The following is a 16,975-nucleotide window of genomic DNA, read 5'->3' as shown; positions in this document are numbered from 1 at the left end:
ATGGCGAATACGAAAGAATTAAGTGTTGAGGACAAGTTAAGAGCAATATACGATTTACAGCTTATTGACTCTAGAATTGACGAAATCAGAAACGTGAGAGGTGAACTTCCTTTAGAAGTGGAAGATTTAGAAGATGAAGTTGCAGGTTTAAGCACGCGTTCAGAAAAACTGAAAAGTGAACTTGAGGTTATCGAGGATCTTATCAAATCGAAAAAAAATGCGATTGATGAGCACAAAGAGGTTATCAAAAAATACACAAAACAACAAGAATCAGTTCGTAATAACAGAGAATTTAATTCGTTGACTAAAGAGGTTGAATTTCAAGAATTAGAAATTCAATTGGCTGAAAAGCAAATCAAAGAAATGAAAGCTTCTATCGAACATAAGAAAGAAGTTATTTCTAATTTAAAAGAAAAACTTGACGCAAAAAGTTCGCATTTAAAACATAAAAAATCTGAATTAGACGCTATTATGGCTGAAACTCAAAAAGAAGAAATCTTCTTATCTGAGAAATCAGCTGAGTTTTCTGCTCAGATTGAAGATAGATTATTAGCTGCTTACACTAGAATCAGAACTAGTGTTCGTAACGGATTAGCAGTTGTATCTATCGAAAGAGGAGCATCTGCAGGATCATTCTTTACTATTCCGCCACAAACTCAGGTAGAAATTGCTTCAAGAAAGAAAATCATTACTGATGAGCACTCTGGAAGAATTTTAGTTGACAGCGCACTAGCCGAAGAAGAAAAAGAAAAAATGGAACAATTGTTCTCTAAATTCTAAATATAAAATCCCGATCAAATCGGGATTTTTTTTTGCTAAAATTTTCCGCCACGAATTTCATTAATTTCACTAATTTTTAAATCCTCAGAATAAAAATTCGTGCTAAATTTGTGTAATTCGTGGCGATACTTTTTAGATCCCGTTTCGAAAAATTATATTTTATCTTTAAACCGTTTGCTTTGGGAATCAAAAAAGGAATTCGTTTCATTACATTAAAATCAGTTGGATCATACATTAACTTTCTGAGTTACGTTCGACCACAAAAAGCCGCTGCACTTTCTTACGCACTTTTTAGCCAGCCCAGAATTGGAAGACTACAAAAAGATGATTTACCTAAAGTTTTAAAAAACGCAGAAACAGAAATGTTTCATCATAATGAACATCATTTTCAGACGTATATCTGGAAAGGGAATGAAACCAAAATTCTTTTGGTTCATGGTTGGGAAAGTAATGCTGCCCGCTGGAAAAAAACATTACCGCATCTTCAAAAATCAGGAAGTACGATTATTGCCATTGATGCTCCGGCGCACGGACAAAGCAGCGGAAAAGAATTTAATGTTCCGCTTTATGCTGAATTCATCAACAAAGCCGTAGAAAAATATCAGCCTACCATTATTATTGGACATTCTATTGGCGGCGCTGCCTGCGTTTATCATCAATATTTGTTTCCGAATACGAGTATTAACAAAATGGTGATTCTTGGCGCGCCCTCAGATTTGAAAACCTTGATTGACAATTATATCTCGATGTTAAGTTTAAACGCCAGAATGTTTTCGCTTTTAGAAAGTAAATTCATGACTAAATTCAATTTTAAATTAGATGATTTTTCAGGACAAAGATTCGCTTCGGAGTTTAATGTCGCTGGTTTAATTGCACATGATACTTCAGATAAAATTGTTGCTTTTGAAGAAGGAAAAAAAATTGCCAGTAATTGGAAAAATAGTCAGTTTATTGAAACGAAAGGTTTAGGCCACGGAATGCATGACGATGAATTGTATGCGAAAGTGATTGAATTTCTATTTAAAGATTCTGAGTAACTAAGACACTAAGTTTTTCCTTTTTGAGAAAATACTTCTATCATCCTGGGCGAAGTCGAATGAGCGTAAGTAACTCGCCAAACATTGACGATTTGCTGTGAGGAGTTTCTTGTGTTCCTTCGACTTCGCTCAGGATGACAAAAATGTAAGAAAATCTAAATTCTAAACAACTATCTTAAAATACCGCAACAATTCCTTTTCGCCTTTTCCGGTAATGATTATGGCTCTTGAATTTGCTGTTTTTCTGAGCCAATCTTCGGTAATCATTTTATTTAAAAGCATAGCTCCTACTGAACCTGCGAGATGATTTCTTCTTTCGCTCCAATCAAGACAAGGTTTTAAGAATATTCGTTTTTGTTTTTGAGCTTCTTCTAAATTAATTCCGAAATCTGAAAACCACTTTTTCCCTTCAGAAGTGATTTCAAAAATGCTTTTATTTTCGATAAGTATTTTTTGTTCTAGTAAACTATCCGTTAAGGCAACTCCAATTTTTCCTGCAAGATGATCGTAACACGTTCTGCAATATTTTATGGGCGGATAATTATTTGTTTCTTTTTTTGGATGAATATCTGGCTTCGGCATAAGATTCGCCATTGCTTCAATTGCATAACCCACTTCTTTATTCGAAAATCTATAATATTTATGGCGACCTTGTTTTTCTACAGAAAGTAAATCAGCTTCAAGAAGTTTCCCTAAATGCATGCTTATATTTTGCGGAGATGTATTGGCTACAACTGCTAATTCGGTTGCAGTAAAAGCTCTTCCGTCGAGCAAAGTCCATAAAATTGAAGCTCTTGTTGGATCGCCAATTAATGCCGCCGTTTTTACAAATTGATCTTCCATAGTTAAGTGCAGAATGAAGTATTGATTTGTAAAGTTAAATAACTTTACTAAAAACAAATCGATATGCCTTGCAGTTTATTTCTCCAATCTGATGTTTCTGATCCTTATTTCATATATAAATCAATGTTGGATAAAAATCCAGTTTATTGGGATGAAACCAATCAAATCTGGGCAATCTATTCCTATGAATATTGTGCTGAAATCTTAAAAAATTCTCATGCTGAAATTCCAATTATAAATTCAAATAATGAGCAAAAGCTGAATAAATATGCATTAGATATTTTGAATAATTTAACCCGATTATCAAATGGAATTCAACATGAAATTGCAAGAGAAACGGCTGAATTGTTATTTATAAACATGAAATCAATTGCTATAAATGAAATTATTTCTTCACTATTACAAAATGATTTAATTGAGAATAAAATTGATTGGGTTAATTCGGTTTGCAAAAAATTACCCATTTTGGTTCTATTGAAAAGTTTTGGTTTTGCGAAAAATGACTGTCTTTTTATTTCGGAAAAAATAGCATCTTTAGTCAAAATAATGCTTCCAAAGAAAACGGAAGAAGAGGTTAAACATATCAATGAAATTTCAGAAACAATCTATTTAATAACAGAAAAACATCTTTTTTCTTTATCATTTTACAAATCTTTGTTTTCTAAAATTTCAGAAAAATACACTCTTGATTCAAATCAAATTCGGATCATTATAGTAAGTAATTTAATTGGATTATTTATTCAGAGTTATGATGCGGGAAGAGGAATTCTGAGTAATTCATTATTGCAGATTATTGACAACAAAACTTTTTCTGATAAAATAGAAATTCAAAAATCAGTTATTGAAACTTTGCGATTTGACCCGCCAATTCATAATACAAGACGAATTGCAAATGAAGGTTTTATTATCGGCGAAAGCCACATTAAAAAAAATGATTTAATAGTAGTTGTACTTGCATCGGCAAATCGTGACCCGAAAAAATTTAAAAATGCAATGGATTTTGATATTGAAAGAAAAAATAATAACGAAAATCTAACTTTCGGAATTGGCGGGCATATGTGTTTGGCAAAGTATTTCTCTATTAATTTAGCAACCGAAGCTTTATTGTATTTATTTGATCATTATAAAGAAATTACAATTTTAGAAAATAATATTCAATATGACCCTTTAGTCAATGCCAGATTACCGAAAAACCTTTGGATATCCATACAATAAATTAAACAATAAAATATGATAGCTGTAATTTTTGAAGTTATTCCGAATGAAGGAAAAAGAGAAGAATATCTTGATATCGCCGCAAAATTAAAACCTGAATTAGATCATATAGAAGGATTTATTTCGATAGAACGTTTTCAGAGTTTTAGTGATCCGGGAAAGGTTTTGTCATTGTCGTTTTGGAAAGATGAACAAAGTATCCAACAATGGAGAAATCTCGAAACGCATCGTCATGCACAAGCAAAAGGACGGAATGAAGTTTTTAAGGATTATCATTTAAGAATTGCAACTGTTGTTCGCGATTACGGAATGTTTGACAGAAAAGAAACGCCCGAAGATAGTTCTGAGTTTCATGAATAAAGGTTTTATTCTTAGATTCTAAGGTTCTGAGCTGCTAAGTTGCTAAGTTTTTTTAATAGAGAACTTTTAGAATTCAAAATAATCCAACAATTTAAAGATCTAATAATCTAAAATCTAAGAAGTCTAAATTTTGCTTACTTTTGCAAGATGGAAGAGAATTTAAAACGTCTGAATAAATTTATTGGAGAAACTGGCTATTGTTCTCGTCGTGAAGCTGATAAATTGATTGAAGAAGGACGCGTAACAATAAATGGTGTTGTGCCGGAAATGGGGACTAAAGTTTCGCAAAACGACGAAGTGCGTATTGACGGAAAATTGATTGTGGAGAAACATGAAAAATTGGTGTATCTGGCATTTAACAAACCTGTTGGAATTGAATGCACTACCAATCTTGAAGTTCGAAATAATATTGTGGATTATATTAATTATCCTAAACGTATTTTTCCGATTGGAAGATTGGATAAAGCCAGCGAAGGTTTGATTTTTATGACGAATGATGGTGATATCGTAAACAAGATTTTACGTGCCAGAAACAATCACGAAAAAGAATATACAGTTACAGTAAATAAACCAATTACGGAACGTTTTATACAACGCATGGGAAATGGTGTTCCGATTTTGGATACGGTTACCCGAAAATGTAAAGTGGAACAAATCAGCCAATTCACTTTCAAAATTATCCTGACTCAAGGTTTGAACCGTCAGATTCGTAGAATGACGGAATATTTGGGTTATGATGTTACGGCTTTGAAACGTATCAGAATTATTAATATTTCATTGGATATTCCGACTGGGCGTTACAGAGATTTAACGGATGATGAAATTAAGGAATTAAATCACCTAATTGAACCGTCAAGCAAAACCGAAGAAGCAAGTTTACCAAAACCTGAAGCTCCAAGACGAAGAACAGATTTTATATCGAAAGATGATGTTCCGAAACGAAGAACAGATTTTATCTCAAAAGATGATCCCCGATTTAAGAAAAAAGGAGATTATTAAAATATCTAAGGCTCGTTATTTTCATAACGAGCCTTTTTTTTAAAATAAATTATTGTTGATTTTCATCTGAATTATTTCTTTGTATTTATAAATTCATAATACAAAGCTTTTGATAGAAACGATTTATTTTGGTAACTGTCTATTTGGTTTTCTTTTGAAATTTCATTTTGTTTTCCGTCAAGTTTATGAAGAGAAAAATAGGCGCTACGCGCTTCATCATTAAAATTCAAATCGCTTAAAAATGTTGGTTCTACTCCTTTGTTTACTGCTATATTATAGTTGGTAATTAGATTTCCCCAATTTACAAAACTGCACAAAAGAGCCGTTCCGTAGAAATACCAAACCATTTGATTAAAAAGATAAGCAGTTGTTTTTTGTTTTTTGATCTTTAAAAAAGCATAAACTAATCCGATAATTGCAAGAATAAGGAAAGCATAAACTCCTAATCGTTTGTAGGTTAATCCGAAGAATGAAACATATTCTGAGTTTTTAATCATGGTACTTATGATTAAGATTCCGTTTAGAAAAATCCAGATTGTGGCCAGTTTTTTAAGATTGGCTGCTTTTTTATCGAAATTAAATCCGCCTTTAAAGTAAAATAAGATTACACCAACAGCCATTAAAATAGAAAATATTACTGAATTTACTCTTTCGTGTGTTGCGGCGCTAAGTTGAGACTGCGTATTTGAAGTTACTTCGAAAAACTGCTCATAATTATACGTTGCTATAAAAACTAAAAGCATAATATTCAATAATAATAACGTGATTTCACCACTTTTTCTTTCGAAATCAAGATCAAGAAAAGAAAAAGTATTCTGGTTTTTGACTTCGGCGATATTAGAAAAATCATTATCCAGCAGGGAATTTTTATCGTAACAAACATCTGGAACCCAATAATTCCAGAAGCTAAATGAGATATAAAATCCAAGTATGCTTATTAGGACGACTTCAAAAAAATCAAGATCTAACCTATATTGAAATAAAGAAGAGAAATGATCACTGCCGAAAGAATACACTATTAAAAACATGAATAGAAATACAATTGGGATCAAAAAATAAGCGATTAATTTTTTAGCAAAATTGTTATTGACTTTCTGCTCCGGAATCCATTGATTGAACATGAAAATACGGCCAATAGAAGTAATTCCATTTAAAAATACAAGAGGAAAAATTTGTATTATTTTAAGCTTATTGTCCTGCGTTTTAAATTGTAAAAAGAGAACGGACATCGCTAATGCTAAAAAAGATGCAAAATCGCCATACCAGGCAAATGCAAGACAAGATAAAACTGATGTAACTACAAGAATTAAATGTGACCTGTCTGTAAACCGATCCTGGAAGAAGTAACAAATTAAACCCGTTAATACCAAGCCAAAAATAGCCAGATTAACGCCTAATGATTCTTTGTAAAATAGCAGTGTAAAAATCAAACTGCAAGCTAGGATAATGTGATGTTTTTTCATAATGTTTAATTTAAAAGCACTTTGCAATTCAAAGTATTTAGGTAAAAAAATTTTAGTTATTAGATTTCATTAATTTTTCAAGGCTATTAAGGTGTTCTTTAAAGGCTGCACGCCCTCTATTGGTCACTTTATATGATGTTTTGGGTTTTTTGCCTACGAATTCTTTCTTTACTTCAATATATTCTGCTTTTTCTAAGGCAGAAGAATGGCTTGCTAAATTACCATCTGTGATATTCAAAAGTGTTTTCATCTCCGTAAAATCAATCCACTCATTCACGATCAGAATAGACATTATACCTAACCTGACGCGACTTTCGAAATCCTTATTTAATTTATCAATGATTCCCATTGCTTTATTTGTATTTTTTGAACATTATTAGTCCGTACAAGATATGCAAAATTCCAAATCCTATTATCCAAAAAATCAAACCATATCCAACAAAAAACAATGAAATACCACCCAAAATAAGTTCACAAAAACCTAAGTATTTAATATCTGAAAAAGTATATTTTTCAGCGTTTATTAAGGCTAATCCGTAAAATACTAAAGTAGTTGGCGCTACCAAAACGAAAATTTGATGGTATATAAGTGCCAAACAAAATATGCCTCCAACAACTATAGGAATTGCTAAATTGAAAAGCATCTTTTTTGTTGCAGTCGTCCAAATAGGCAAATCGTACTTTTTACTTTTTCTGATTGTAAAAAAAATTCCAAAAATTAAAGCAAATGCCAGAATAACGATACCGCTAATTACTAATTCAGAAACTAAATTATTATTGATTATGATGTGTTTTCCATCCAGATAATCGACTCCGTTTATTTTAAACAGTTGATAAACATACAATCCGCCAATCAAAGCAGATAATCCGGCGAACACACCTGAAAGTCCACTTAAGGATATAAACCTTGAAGAACGTTCCATCATGGAACGAATATGCGATAAGTCTTCTTGATGTTTCTGATTCATAATAAAAGTACTTTGAGTTACAAAGTTATTATTTATTTTGAATTGACAAATAAAAAATTGGTTTTTATTTTGATTCATTTTATTGAATGAATTTGGATGGTGATAAAATATATAATCCCTACGGGACATTTGATGTTGTGTGTACCGTTTTTCTACCAATATGTAACTCCTAACGGAGTATTTGTGAATATTAAATTATTGTATATAAATCCTAACTAATATCTCGTAGAGATTAAATATTGGTAAAAACAATTGACAATTCTTTTTTGTTCTGTAAGGACTACATTAATTCTTATATAAAAAATTATTACTACAAGGTTTTGAAAACCTTGCAAGAATGAGTAAGTCTTAAGGTTTGAGATTTGCGTGAGGGATAGAAGCTGGCTACCGAAGTAGCGTGGATAGCCCGACCGTATCCCGATAAGAGGGCGAATACACACAAAATAAATTTGCCCTCTCATCGGGATACGGTCACGCCCAATATATTAAAACGAAAAGTCTACTCGGATTGAATAGACTTTTTTATGTTTTAAATTAACTGTTTTTATTAAAACCATCTTCTGCGTTTGAATAAAAATACACCAAAAGCTGAATTAAAAAAAGCCCAATCTTTCGAAAGGGCTTTGTTTATTTGTTTATGAAAAACAATAATTATTTTTTTGCGCTTCTCATTTTTCTTGCTAAAAGCGTATTTTTAAGTAACATTGCAATTGTCATTGGTCCTACTCCACCTGGAACCGGTGTAATAAAAGATGACTTTTTGCTTACTTCGTCAAAATCAACGTCACCAGTAATAACATATCCTTTTGGGTTTGAAGCATCGTCAACTCTTGTAATTCCAACGTCGATAATGACAACGCCATCTTTTACCATATCAGCTTTTAAATAATTTGGAACTCCTAAAGCTGTGATAATAATATCAGCATTTTTAGTAAACTCTTCTATATTTTTAGTCCTGCTGTGTGTTAAGGTAACGGTTGAATCTCCTGGATTTCCTTTACGGCTCATCAAAATGCTCATTGGTCGGCCTACGATGTGGCTTCTTCCAATAACTACGGTATGTTTTCCGGCAGTTTCTACTTTGTAACGCTCTAATAATTGCATGATTCCAAATGGTGTAGCAGGAATAAAGGTATCCATTTCTAAAGCCATTTTACCAAAATTTGTTGGGTGAAAACCATCAACATCTTTATCTGGATCAATTGCCATTAAAATCTTTTGCTCGTCGATATGTTTTGGCAAAGGCAATTGTACGATGAAACCATCGAGATCATCATCTTCATTTAACTCTTTAATTTTATCCAGCAACTCAGCTTCCGTAATCGTTTCTGGTAAACTCACTAAAGTTGAATCAAAGCCAATTTGCTGGCAAGATTTTACTTTACTTCCTACGTAAGTTAAACTTGCTCCATTTGTTCCAACAATAACAGCTGCCAAATGAGGAACTTTTCCTCCGGCTGCTTTTATAGATTGAACTTCGGCTGCAATTTCATTTTTAATATCATCTGCTGTTTTTTTACCGTCTAGTAGTTGCATTTCTTTTGAGTTAAATGTTTTGAGTTAAAAGTGAGAAGTTAACTGCTTCTCTATTATTAATATAGTTATAAAATTTAAGGTTTAAAATTCCAAACAACTTGAAACTTTAAACCTTAAACAAATTTTTCTTTATCTCGGCATTCCGCCTGGCATTCCTTTCATGCCTCCCATCATTTTCATCAGGTTTTTCCCGCCCGGACCTTGCATCATTTTCATCATTTTGCTCATCTGGTCGAATTGCTTCATTAACTGATTTACTTGCTCGACTTTCGTTCCGGAACCTTTAGCGATTCTGGCTTTTCTTTTTACGTCGATTATGGCAGGTTTACTTCTTTCGATTGGTGTCATCGAGTGAATGATTGCTTCAATATGTTTAAAAGCGTCATCTTCTATTTCTACATCTTTCATGGCTTTTGAAGCTCCTGGTATCATTCCAACCAGGTCTTTCATATTACCCATTTTCTTTACTTGTTGAATTTGAGTTAGGAAATCATCAAAACCAAATTCATTTTTAGCAATTTTCTTTTGAAGTTTTCTGGCTTCTTCTTCATCAAATTGTTCCTGTGCTCTTTCTACAAGCGACACAACGTCACCCATACCTAAGATACGCTCGGCCATACGATCCGGATAGAAAACATCAATTGCTTCCATCTTTTCTCCTGTACCTACAAATTTGATTGGTTTGTTTACAACCGATTTAATCGAAATTGCGGCTCCACCACGTGTATCTCCATCTAATTTTGTTAAAATAACTCCGTCAAAGTTTAAGATATCGTTGAAGGCTTTTGCAGTATTTACAGCATCTTGTCCTGTCATTGCATCAACAACAAACAAGGTTTCCTGTGGCTGAATTGCTTTATGAACACGAGCAATTTCATCCATCATTTCCTGATCTACTGCTAAACGACCCGCTGTATCGACAATAACGACATTGAAACCGTTTGCTTTTGCGTGTTTGATTGCATTTTGGGCAATTTCTACAGGATTTTTATTTTCTGGTTCTGAGTAAACCTCAACACCTATTTGATCTCCAACAACATGAAGCTGATTAATCGCCGCAGGACGGTAGATATCACACGCTACAAGAAGTGGTTTTTTGTTTTTCTTAGTCTTTAAAAAGTTAGCCAATTTTCCTGAGAAAGTTGTTTTACCAGAACCTTGCAATCCAGACATTAAAATAATACTTGGATTTCCGGAAAGATTAATTCCCGCAACATCGCCACCCATTAATTCGGTTAGTTCGTCTTTTACTAACTTCACTAATAACTGACCTGGCTGTAGGGTTGTTAAAACGTCTTGTCCAATTGCTTTTTCTTTTACTTTGGCAGTAAAATCTTTAGCGATTTTAAAGTTAACATCGGCGTCAAGCAAGGCACGACGAACTTCTTTTAAGGTTTCGGCAACGTTTACTTCAGTAATTTTACCGTGCCCTTTTAATATATGGAAGGCTTTATCTAATTTATCGCTTAAATTATCAAACATAGTATTGTTTTTTTTGAAGTTGCAAATATAGAACAAAGTTAGAAAGTTTCAAAGATTCAAAGGCGCAAAGGTTTAAAGTTTAAATCTCTTTTATTTTCTTTCTTAAAAAAGAAAGTCTCTAAAAATTAAATTCACAAAAAAAGAGGCTAGACGAATCTAACCTCTTTTATCAAAAAAAAATAAAAAAAACAAAGCTAATGATTAACTAAATTTTAATGCTGTTGATTGTATAATTGATTTTCAAAGCATAGATTAATCCGCAATAGACTGTTACTTATATTAAATGAAATTAATAAATATTAATTGTTATAATTTCACCCGCAATCAGAGTGAAAACAATTTTTATTATTTTTAAAGTTTTTCAACTTAAAATTATTGTAAAATGGCGTACTCTAAAGTAGGGTTACCTCTTTCTCCTGCGTCATTTGTCATAGCAAGGAATTTAACTTTGTAGTAGTTTCCTGCAGCATCTTTCACTACATAAAAACGATCTGTTCTGATACTTGGTAAAGTAGTTGGTCCACCACCACTTCTCCAGTTAGATCCAATTGCTCTTTGATCCGTTACAGAAGCTGTAAAGTTAGCTTCAACAACTTTTGCTTTTGTAAAATCAGCATAAGATCCACCAGTAGATACTAAAACCTGGTAAACTTGTGTTCCTCCTTTTGCATTTGAAACAATAAAATCAGAATAACCATAAGTTACTTCTACAGCTCCAGGCAAATAGTTTGTGAAAGTTGTGAAATTTAAATCCCATTTTGTTTTTTCAGGTTCAACTGATACAGTGTTTCCTGTAGTCAAACTAAAGAATGAGAAATTGAAAGCCGCATCTTTAGAAATCGTTTTTTCTGTAAAAGTTGCAGAAGTTAAATCAGCATATTGAATTTTGTATCCATTTCCGCTTCTTAAAATTCTAACCTTTTTCCATCCTCTTGCATCTCCGTCAACACTTACAGAACCAACATTTGGTTTTGCCGTTGAAACAGCAAATCCCAGATTTACTAAGTATACTTTATTATCTGCATCTGTAGCCGAAATTTCAGCAATTGCAGTTCCAATTCCTGCTCCGGCTCCAGCTAAAACTCCTGTTGGATTATCAACATATCCGTTAGAAGAAGGGCTTTCTCCTGCTCCAACTGAAACATTTGCATCAATTGTTTGTGGTAAGGTAATATCTGAAGTTTCTAATTTTTTAGCTGCCATTTTCACAGAACCATTAAGAATTACTCTAAATTCTGCACCAGTTGAGAATCCGAAATCCCAAGAAGTTCTGTTTACTGATTTAGATTCTTTAGAGCTTAAGTCAAGATAAACCTGATTTGGCTGATTTGGTCCACCTACTGTAGGCTGTAAAGTTGCTCCAACTGTTGGGATTTCAACAGTGGTATCGTCGTCACTTGAACATGCTGCAAGTGATAATAAAGCGATTGATAAAAATAAAAGTTTTTTCATTGTATTATATTTATATTAAAGATTAAGGTTATATGCTAATTTTAAAAAATAAGAACGTCCATAAGCGAGCATTACATCTCCAGTTCCGGCGTGACCTGCAGCGCTGCCTGTTCCGGTTTGGGTTACGTTTGTTATATCAAGAATATTTCTTGCTCCAACAGTTACTTCAAAATGATCTTTGAAAAAATTTTGCCTAACAGTTGCATCAAGCCAATTACTTGGATCAACTTCTGACAAAACATAAGAGGAACTGCCTTCTATAAATTGTTGGGTTCTTCCATTGTATTTATAATATCCTGAAAGTACCGTCTTCCATTTAGGAACTGTATAGGAAACGCTGGCGTTTAAATTGAATGAATAAAGAAATCTATCATCTGAAACAAATACCTGATTTTTTATTTCCTGTGAAACTCCAATTAATGCAGCCCCAAAATTGAATGTCAGATTGTCTTTTCTAAACTGATTCATTGTAGAGAAATTCCACATTTTGTATTTGCTGATATTGATGTATTGGTATTCAGGATTTCCTGTATCTGGATTAAATCGTACCAATGCCATACTAATTCTGTCATCAACATTTAAATAACTTCCTGCAAATGTGTTTGAAAGTTGACCTCCTGAAGAAAATAGAGACGATTTTTTAAGACTCGCTTCATAAGAAGAGCTTGTTTCAGGAATAAGATTTTCATTTCCTGTAAAGAAATGTCCGTCAAAAATTTGTTTTGAGTATAGCTCCTCAAAAGTTGGAGTTCTAAATGAGGTTCCGTACGAACCGCGAAGTTCAATTCCTTTATCAAATAAATATCGTAGTCCAAGAGAGGATGCATATTGATTATCAAATTGTGATTGGGCAGAAAATCTTAATCCTGGCCGAATAGAAAATCTTTCTGTTGCCATAATTTCAGAAGAAGCAAAGAAATCATAGTTTTCCAGCGTTTTACGAACAGGTGTAAAAATGTTATTGGCTTCCTGAACCAATGAATATCCTTTGTTATTTACGAATTCGTATCCTAATTGAAGATCGACAGTTTTGTCTGAAAAAAAGTTATTTAAAGTTCCCGTAGAGTAAAGAACTTCCATAGACTGATCTTTTACAGTAACATTATTCGCTTCGGTTTTAGTAGCTAAATAATATCTAAAATCTTCTACATCACGTGCTTGCTTTTGGTGTGAAAGCGAAACATTATAATTTAATTGAGAAAATAGTTTTCCGGTTGCATTTAAGTTATGAAAATATCTATCCGTTAAATATCTCTTGTCACTTGCGTAACGATATGATCCCAAAGTGCTATTAAAACCTGATTGTACAGTACTATTATAGTAGTCTACATTTTCATCTAAAAATTCGAACTTATAAAAAATACGGAAATTATCTTTTTGATACGCTATTAATGCCGTACCATTTAATTGGTCTTTTGGCAACCATCTATATCCTCGTGTGCCATCATTTTCGGTATAATCTATTCCGTTTTTATCGTCGAGATAACCTTGAAAATCATTACGATTTGCCCCAAGTGAAATAAACCAATTTTTATTGAAAGTGTGTGAAACCTTTAAGGACTGGATATGACGTCCTTCATCAAAAAGAGCATATTCATTATTAACGGTTTCATCCTGAACTGAGGCTGTAATTGCCCATTTATATTTTGAAGATTTCTTTGTGATAATATTTAAAACACCACTTACAGCATTTGCACCATAACTAACTCCCATAGAACCTTCTACAATTTCAATATGATCTACATCATTCAGGTTAATCTGAGATAAATCAATATTATTTCCCAAACCTGCTTCATTAACCAACGGAACATTATCTACCAGAATTTTAAAATACTGTGCATCCAAACCAAATAGAGAAATAGTAGAACGTCCGCTAGTACTGCTTGGGCGAACTGTTATATTCAAATATTGATTTAAAACATCTGCTAAATTTGTGGCTGCTAAATTTTGAATGTCGGCACTCGAAATCACACGAACATTAAAAACCGATTTTTTTATTGATTGTGGTTCAAATTGTCCGGTAACAACAACTTCAGAAAGTTTATTTACAGCTGTGGAATCTTTCTCCTGCGCAAAAGAAATTTGACAAAAAAGAAAAGCTGTAAAAAGGGTAATTTTTATTTTCATTATTTTTATTCAGTCTTAATAATCGATGCAAATATATAACTATTTTTAATTGTTCTAAATAAAATTTATATATTTGCCGAAATTTAAAAACAAAACAATACGTTATGATTTCAAAAAGCCTCTATTTTTCAGCCGTTATGGCTTTGACATGCAGCCTTGGTTTCAGTCAGGACAAAAAACAACAAGACATTAAGTCAATCAAATCAATGTGTGGTTGTTACGAAGTGAAATTTAATTTTACAGAAACTTTTCAGTATCCTAAAGATTCTGCTGCTTATAAACCTTCTGAAACGAAACATGAATCTGGTTTAGAATGGGTAGAATTAGTAGAGGACACTCCAAACAAAATCGTAATGCAACATTTATTGATTGTAAGTGACGATATGATTATCAAACACTGGAGACAGGATTGGTTATATGAAAACACTGACTTATATTCATTTGATAAAGGTTCTTCCTGGAAATACAAAAAACTGGACAAGAAAGCGGTAAAAGGTCAATGGACTCAAAAAGTATATCAAGTAGATGATAGTCCTCGTTATGAAGGATCTTCAACCTGGGTACATGTTGATGGACAAGATTATTGGGCAAATGTGGCGGATGCACCTCTACCAAGAAGAGAGCAAACAAAACGTAATGATTACAATGTTTTGAAAAGAAGAAACATTCACGAAATCACTTCTACTGGATGGAATCATGAACAAGATAACGACAAATTAGTTCGTGATGAGAGTGGAAAAGATGTATTATTAGCGCAGGAAAAAGGAATGGATGTTTATACTAAAGTTCCGGATGTAAAATGTGTCGCTGCACAAAAATGGTGGGTTGCCAATAATGCACTTTGGAAAAATGTTCGTGACAAATGGCAAACTCTTTTTGACAGACACCAAGACTTAAACTTAGAAGCTAAAGTAGATAGAAAACCACTTTATTCTCTTTTGTTTGATTTAAAACCAGACGCTACAAAAGCAGAAACTGATGCTATCATCAACAAGTTCGTAAAATAAAAAATATTTGTGTTAGTTGTAAAAAAGCCGATAGTTTTTGAAACTATCGGCTTTTTTCTATTCCATAAAAAACCGCCTGAAATTGAATCCAGACGGTTTACCTTTTTATTATTTCTACTAAAAGCTTACTAATTCAAAATAATTAAAAACGATATAAGGTTTATTCTTTGTTATACTATAACGAATAAAACCGTATTTAATTTTTATCCCAGAATAATTTTGTAGATAATTTATCACCTCCAATTGCTGCCGCAGCTGCGTTATAATTAGTAGCATTTAAGGTTTGCTCTCTAATTGGATACGTCATTCTTGACGGAATTTGACCATTTGCAGAAGCATCAGCATTTGATGGCGGAGAAAGAACCGGAAAATCCAGTCTTCGTGTAAATGTCCATCCTTCAAAACCTCTGTTATACATCGCATACCAAGCTTGCTCTCCAATTTTTTGTTGCCAGGTTCCGGTTGCACTTGCATATGCAACTGTTGATTGTGTTAAATAAGTATCAATATCTCCTTGTGTTATTCCCCAATCTTTCATTGAAGCTTTGATTCCATTATTATAATGAGATTCTGCACTTCCACTTACTGCAACTCCTCTTTCAACAGCTTCGGCCAATAAAAATTCAACTTCAGCATAATCTAAATATGTTCCTTTAAAATCAGGCAACTGAATTGTATCACCCACATGCGTAAATTTTCCAAAGCTATTTTTAATTCCTACTACCCCGCCTTTATAAGGTAACGGACTCCCATCATCATCTTTTAAATTTTGAGCAAAATAAACTTTTGTTCTCGGATCGTTTTTAGCAACTAATGCATCTACAAAAGGTTTTGCAGGGACAAAATCATGTCTTCCTCCAAAAACTAATTCTACATAAACCGGGTTTGTATTGGGAACACTAACTTGATATGAAATTTTTGCATTATCTCCATTTGAAGTAAAAACTCCTTGTGAAGCTGAAATAATAGCCGCATCAGCAATAGCATTTTCTAATCCTGAAGCCTTAAGGTTTATCCCTAATTTCAACTTAATACCATTTGCAAATTTTATCCATTGCGTCAATTTATCACCATAAATTACATCTGCATTTCCAAAACCGGGATATGATGTATTTATTTTTGCAATGTCATTATCAAGACGTACAATTAAATCTTTGTAGATATCTATTGCTTTGTCGTATTTGGGCAAATAGTTTTCAGATCCTTTAAGAGCTTCTGAATAAGGTACATCTCCAAAAGTATCGACTAAAATCTGAAACGAATAAACAGTCAGAATATCTATCATGGCAAGTTGATTATTCCTGACAAATGTTTTAGCAGCAAATTGAGGATCTGAAGCTAAAATTTCTTCACTTTCTATAAATTTCCTTGCATTAGATAAATCATCAAGAGAACCGTCATTAGTACTTGTACCCGCATAAAAGGCTCCCCAATGATTATCAGATATTTTTCGGGTTGTCCATTGATAAACTGATTCATCCGTATAAGTTGTCTCTGTCCATTGCTGGTTAACTAACCTAAAAATATTTTTATTTACACTTGTATTTACAACTTGCTCGGCAATACCTTTTGCTGCACTTGTAAACAATGAACTAGCTGGTACTTTTGACGAATTTTTTTCATCATTATTTAAGTCGTTCAAATCACTACAAGAACTTACAAGTAAAACGATACTTAAAAAATAAATTATTTTTTTCATGATATTT

Annotated in this window: 15 protein-coding genes; 6 read left to right on the top strand and 9 right to left on the bottom strand. The window is 32.8% G+C overall.

Annotation, left to right across the window (positions count from 1 at the left end; translation table 11 throughout):
• Positions 1-780, top strand: a complete 780-nt coding sequence (locus ACZ0AH_RS04285) for a zinc ribbon domain-containing protein (protein ID WP_463474615.1) — start codon at positions 1-3, stop codon at positions 778-780.
• Between the two features lie 179 nt (positions 781-959).
• On the top strand, positions 960-1,817 hold the full coding sequence (locus ACZ0AH_RS04280; protein ID WP_463474614.1) for an alpha/beta fold hydrolase: 858 nt from the start codon (positions 960-962) through the stop codon (positions 1,815-1,817).
• A 162-nt stretch (positions 1,818-1,979) separates the two neighbouring features.
• Here the strand turns inward: ACZ0AH_RS04280 and ACZ0AH_RS04275 are convergent, their stop codons facing one another.
• On the bottom strand, positions 1,980-2,660 hold the full coding sequence (locus tag ACZ0AH_RS04275) for an ArsR/SmtB family transcription factor (RefSeq protein ID WP_463474613.1): 681 nt from the start codon (positions 2,658-2,660) through the stop codon (positions 1,980-1,982).
• Between the two features lie 63 nt (positions 2,661-2,723).
• Between ACZ0AH_RS04275 and ACZ0AH_RS04270 the strand changes: the two genes are divergently transcribed.
• The 3 genes from ACZ0AH_RS04270 to rluF all read left to right on the top strand — a co-directional run bounded on the left by ACZ0AH_RS04270 (position 2,724) and on the right by rluF (position 5,234).
• A complete protein-coding gene (locus ACZ0AH_RS04270; RefSeq protein WP_463474612.1) occupies positions 2,724-3,875 on the top strand; it encodes a cytochrome P450 in 1,152 nt (383 codons plus the stop codon).
• Between the two features lie 15 nt (positions 3,876-3,890).
• Entirely contained in the window at positions 3,891-4,235 is a 345-nt protein-coding gene (locus ACZ0AH_RS04265; protein WP_463474611.1) for an antibiotic biosynthesis monooxygenase family protein, read from the top strand.
• Positions 4,236-4,382: 147 nt separating this feature from the next.
• A complete protein-coding gene (gene rluF, locus ACZ0AH_RS04260; protein ID WP_463474610.1) occupies positions 4,383-5,234 on the top strand; it encodes a 23S rRNA pseudouridine(2604) synthase RluF in 852 nt (283 codons plus the stop codon).
• Positions 5,235-5,305: 71 nt separating this feature from the next.
• Here rluF and ACZ0AH_RS04255 read toward each other — a convergent pair whose 3' ends face one another.
• The 7 genes from ACZ0AH_RS04255 to ACZ0AH_RS04225 form a co-directional block, all read right to left on the bottom strand.
• A complete protein-coding gene (locus ACZ0AH_RS04255; protein ID WP_463474609.1) occupies positions 5,306-6,697 on the bottom strand; it encodes a DUF4153 domain-containing protein in 1,392 nt (463 codons plus the stop codon).
• 52 nt (positions 6,698-6,749) lie between these two features.
• Positions 6,750-7,046 (bottom strand): winged helix-turn-helix domain-containing protein, encoded by a 297-nt coding sequence (locus ACZ0AH_RS04250; RefSeq protein WP_463474608.1) that lies wholly within the window; start codon positions 7,044-7,046, stop codon positions 6,750-6,752.
• Between the two features lie 4 nt (positions 7,047-7,050).
• A complete protein-coding gene (locus ACZ0AH_RS04245) occupies positions 7,051-7,665 on the bottom strand; it encodes a hypothetical protein (protein WP_463474607.1) in 615 nt (204 codons plus the stop codon).
• Between the two features lie 651 nt (positions 7,666-8,316).
• Complete coding sequence (locus ACZ0AH_RS04240; protein ID WP_463474606.1) at positions 8,317-9,201, bottom strand: bifunctional 5,10-methylenetetrahydrofolate dehydrogenase/5,10-methenyltetrahydrofolate cyclohydrolase; 885 nt, start codon at positions 9,199-9,201, stop codon at positions 8,317-8,319.
• 129 nt (positions 9,202-9,330) lie between these two features.
• Positions 9,331-10,683, bottom strand: coding sequence for a signal recognition particle protein (ffh, locus tag ACZ0AH_RS04235; protein WP_099709438.1), 1,353 nt, complete (start codon positions 10,681-10,683; stop codon positions 9,331-9,333).
• A 372-nt stretch (positions 10,684-11,055) separates the two neighbouring features.
• A complete protein-coding gene (locus ACZ0AH_RS04230; protein WP_463474605.1) occupies positions 11,056-12,135 on the bottom strand; it encodes an HmuY family protein in 1,080 nt (359 codons plus the stop codon).
• Between the two features lie 15 nt (positions 12,136-12,150).
• On the bottom strand, positions 12,151-14,262 hold the full coding sequence (locus tag ACZ0AH_RS04225; RefSeq protein ID WP_463474604.1) for a TonB-dependent receptor plug domain-containing protein: 2,112 nt from the start codon (positions 14,260-14,262) through the stop codon (positions 12,151-12,153).
• 104 nt (positions 14,263-14,366) lie between these two features.
• Here ACZ0AH_RS04225 and ACZ0AH_RS04220 point away from each other — a divergent pair, with 104 nt between their 5' ends.
• Entirely contained in the window at positions 14,367-15,269 is a 903-nt protein-coding gene (locus ACZ0AH_RS04220; protein ID WP_463474603.1) for a DUF6607 family protein, read from the top strand.
• 196 nt (positions 15,270-15,465) lie between these two features.
• Here the strand turns inward: ACZ0AH_RS04220 and ACZ0AH_RS04215 are convergent, their stop codons facing one another.
• On the bottom strand, positions 15,466-16,968 hold the full coding sequence (locus tag ACZ0AH_RS04215; RefSeq protein WP_463474602.1) for a SusD/RagB family nutrient-binding outer membrane lipoprotein: 1,503 nt from the start codon (positions 16,966-16,968) through the stop codon (positions 15,466-15,468).
• Between the last annotated feature and the right edge of the window lie 7 nt (positions 16,969-16,975).

It is taken from the genome of Flavobacterium sp. AC105 (genome assembly GCF_979258495.1).
This window is presented reverse-complemented; position numbering and strand designations above follow the sequence as displayed.